The sequence below is a fragment of the Mesorhizobium sp. M1A.F.Ca.IN.020.06.1.1 genome, assembly GCF_004023265.1.
Lineage (GTDB): Bacteria > Pseudomonadota > Alphaproteobacteria > Rhizobiales > Rhizobiaceae > Mesorhizobium.
The window spans coordinates 1-3430 of the sequence record NZ_RZSR01000406.1; the positions used below are offsets into that span (position 1 = coordinate 1).

The 3430-nt window shown below is 60.4% G+C and carries 5 protein-coding genes; 4 read left to right on the forward strand and 1 reads right to left on the reverse strand.

The window, feature by feature from the left end:
* Positions 1-712, reverse strand: a 712-nt coding sequence (gene rmuC / locus EOA60_RS18235) for a DNA recombination protein RmuC (RefSeq protein WP_128311699.1), incomplete at its 3' end; no start/stop codon positions are given.
* A gap of 103 nt (positions 713-815) precedes the next feature.
* Here rmuC and def point away from each other — a divergent pair.
* The 4 genes from def to fmt all read left to right on the forward strand — a co-directional run bounded on the left by def (position 816) and on the right by fmt (position 3421).
* Entirely contained in the window at positions 816-1346 is a 531-nt protein-coding gene (def, locus tag EOA60_RS18240; protein ID WP_067323765.1) for a peptide deformylase, read from the forward strand.
* A 419-nt stretch (positions 1347-1765) separates the two neighbouring features.
* Positions 1766-2044 carry a plasmid stabilization protein gene (locus EOA60_RS18245; protein ID WP_082953832.1) on the forward strand — a complete coding sequence of 93 codons (279 nt, stop codon included), beginning with the start codon at positions 1766-1768 and terminating at the stop codon, positions 2042-2044.
* Positions 2041-2466, forward strand: a complete 426-nt coding sequence (locus tag EOA60_RS18250) for a type II toxin-antitoxin system VapC family toxin (RefSeq protein WP_095825480.1) — start codon at positions 2041-2043, stop codon at positions 2464-2466. Before EOA60_RS18245 ends, EOA60_RS18250 begins: the two co-directional genes overlap by 4 nt.
* Before the next feature lie 19 nt (positions 2467-2485).
* Positions 2486-3421, forward strand: coding sequence for a methionyl-tRNA formyltransferase (fmt, locus tag EOA60_RS18255; RefSeq protein WP_095825481.1), 936 nt, complete (start codon positions 2486-2488; stop codon positions 3419-3421).
* The last annotated feature ends 9 nt before the right edge of the window (positions 3422-3430 follow it).

The following is a 3430-nucleotide window of genomic DNA, read 5'->3' on the forward strand; positions in this document are numbered from 1 at the left end:
GCGCCGCCGCCTTCTGCAAGTCGGCGGCTTCGGCGGCACGAATGGCATTCCAGGCCTCCAGCGGAAACTTGGCGTCGATGGCGAGCATCGGCGCGCCGTTCGGCATCCGCACCAGGCAGTCGGGCCGGCTGCCGTTGGAAAGGCTCGCCTGGAACTCGTAGGCGCCGTGCGGCAGGCCGTCGGCAATGATCGCCTCCATGCGCGACTGGCCGAAGGCGCCGCGAGTCTGCTTGTTGGAGAGGATCGCCTGCAGCTGCACGACCTGTCCGGCTAAAGACTGGATGTTGCCCTGCGCCGTGTCGATCACCGCCAGCCGCTCCTGCAGTTTGGCCAGGCTCTCATGCGTCGACTTGGTCTGCTCGGCCATGGTCTGGCCAAGACGGCCGGTCATGGCGTCGAGCCGCTGTCCGAGCGATTGGGTGAGCTCGGCCTGCCTGGCGCCGAACACTTCGGCGATAGCGCCCATGCGACCCTGCATCTCGGCCTGCGCCTGCAGAATGTCCGCCATCCTGGCCTCGGTGTCGCGGGCATGGTCGGCCGCTTCCGCCGCCGCCGCCGCGCGCGCCTTTCCCGCGCGCCACAACGCGATGACGAGCGCCAGGAACAGCGTCAGCAGCAGCAGCGCTCCGAAGCCAAGCGTCTCGCCGAGCCTGATCGTGGTGGCGCCGAGCCGCGCGACGGGCTGCGAAAGGATCGAGGTCATGTCGTTCATTTGGGCAGCATAACCGATTCGCTCTGCTGGCACAGATCAAAACGTGAACAAGTCAAAGCCGCCCCGGTTGACGCTTTTCCATCGACGTCTTAGGTGAGACGCCATGTCGATCAAGCCGCTCATCATCCTTCCCGATCCAATCCTGCGCCAGGTTTCCAAACCGGTCGAGCGCGTCGACGGTGACTTGCGCAAGCTCACCGACGACATGCTGGAAACCATGTATGACGCGCCGGGAATCGGGCTGGCGGCGATCCAGGTCGGCGAGCCGCGGCGTTTGCTGGTCATCGACCTCGCCAAGGAAGGCGAGCCGCCGGCGCCGCATGTCTTCATCAATCCGGAAATCCTCGAAAGCTCCGACGAGCGCTCGGTCTATGAGGAAGGCTGCCTGTCGATCCCTGACTACTATGCCGAGGTCGAGCGTCCCGCGGCGGTGCGGGTGAAATATCTCGACCGCGAGGGCAAGCTGCAGGAGATGCAGGCCGAAGGCCTGATGGCGACGTGCCTGCAGCACGAGATCGACCATCTTAACGGCGTGCTGTTCATCGACCATATCTCGAAGCTGAAGCGCGACATGGTGGTCAGGAAATTCAAGAAGCTCGCCAAGGACAAGGCGCCGGGCAAGATGGCGGGCTGAACCTCATTCGAGCATTCCACGCAGGATCCAGTCTTTCCCGACTTCGATGGCTTTGGAACCCAACTCAAACGCAAGCGCGCGAGACTTTGGCGAGAATATCAAAACCACGACTAATGCCACTGCAAAAAGCGGCGTGAGGTAGACAGCTAATGCCCGCTCACGTCGTTTGGACAACTCGCCCTTCGTAGATTCCTCATCGAGCGATTTGAACCTGGCGTACGACACGCCCCAAATGTCTTTTGACGAGTCTTCATATGAATGGCTCCGAAGGGGCAAGAGGCCCGAATCATATGAGGAAAGCATTCGAACTTAGTTACCGAAGAGTCTTCAGCGCCGCGCAAACCCGTGCTGGGTATGATTGAGCAAATCGCTTAACCATGATATCATGATATCAATTTGGAGGTTTAGCCTTGAGCGATATGCTAATCAGAAATGTACCAGAACCCCTAAAGCGCGAAATTGAGCAAGCCGCTCGAAAAGTCGGCCAGAGCCTATCGGGCAAAGCCATCGATCTTTTGTGGAAGGGCATGAGTGTGGAAAAGGAAAGAAGGCTAGAGCCAAACTTCTCAGCATGGGAGAGTATCCGCTCCGCATTCGCAAACGAAAGCGCAATTGACAACGAGTTTGCTGAGACAATGGCTGAAATCGAAGCTGCGAGGAAACAGGACTTTGGCCCCTTGGTCGAGGGTTTCGATTGATTATTCTCGACACCAACGTCGTTTCCGAAGCAAGCAGGATCACACCTGATCCGAACGTGGTCGAATGGTTTCGCAAACAGGATCTGCTCAATCTTTACCTGTGCGGCCCGGTCCTCATGGAACAATCTTTCGGCGCCGAGAGATTTCTGAATAAGACCGGCTCTGATCGGCACGTTCGTGCTCTCGACCATCTGATCTCGAAGCAGTTTTCGGGTCGCATCGTTGACTTTGCTGGCTCGGTACCTCGCCTTACCGGCAAGCTTCGGGCAATGCGGGAAAATCTCGGTCGTCCGGTCAGTCTTTCCGATGCCATGATTGCGGCTATCTGTCTGGCCCATGACGCTACGCTTGCGACACGCAATGTTCGCGACTTCGACGAGCTTGGCCTGAAGCTCGTGAACCCGTTTGAAGCCGACGCCTGAACATAGCATGGCAGGAGAAATGCCCCTTCGCGTCATCTTTATGGGCACGCCGGAGTTTTCCGTGCCGACGCTCAGCGCCATCGCCGAGGCCGGCCACGAGATTGCCGCCGTCTATACGCAGCCGCCGCGCGCCGCCGGCCGGCGCGGGTTGGAATTGACGCCCTCGCCCGTGCAGCGCGAGGCGGAACGGCTCGGGCTCGAGGTGCGCACGCCGACATCGCTCAAGGCAGAGACCGAGCAGCAGGCCTTTGCCGGTTTGCGGGCCGATGTCGCCGTGGTCGTCGCCTATGGCCTCCTTCTGCCGGAACCCGTTCTTGAGGCCACCAGGCTCGGGTGCCTCAACGGCCATGCCTCACTTTTGCCGCGTTGGCGCGGTGCTGCTCCCATACAGCGCGCCATCATGGCCGGCGATGTCGAAACCGGCATGATGGTGATGCGCATGGAAGAGGGGCTGGACACCGGCCCGGTGGCATTGGTTGAAAAATGCGCCATTGGTCCCGATATGACCGCCGGGGAATTGCATGACCTCCTCATGGCTCGAGGCGCCTCGCTGATGGTGGATGCGCTCGCACAGTTGGGGATAAATTGTCTGACATTTGCCCCGCAGGCGACGGAAGGGGTGACCTATGCGCGAAAGATCGATAAATCGGAGACACGCGTAGACTGGACGCGGCCTGCCGGCGAAGTCCACAATCACATTCGCGGCCTCTCGCCCTTTCCGGGCGCGTGGTGCGAGGTCGAAATTGGTGGCCGCGTGGAGCGGCTGAAACTGCTTCGCTCGACGCTTTCCAACGGCGTCGGCGAGTCGGGAGGTATTCTCGATGATCGGCTGACGGTCACCTGCGGGTCAGGCGCGGTGCGGCTGGTTGAAGTTCAACGGGCGGGTGGAAGGCCCGCCGCCGCGCAGGAGTTTTTGCGCGGGGCCAAGATCGAAAAAGGAACGAAACTCCAATGAGCATGATGT

Coding starts and splice junctions, on each gene's coding strand:
- def (WP_067323765.1), top strand. CDS start 816: ATGTCGATCAAGCCGCTCATCATCCTTCCCGATCCAATCCTGCGCCAG.
- EOA60_RS18245 (WP_082953832.1), top strand. CDS start 1,766: ATGCTAATCAGAAATGTACCAGAACCCCTAAAGCGCGAAATTGAGCAA.
- fmt (WP_095825481.1), top strand. CDS start 2,486: ATGCCCCTTCGCGTCATCTTTATGGGCACGCCGGAGTTTTCCGTGCCG.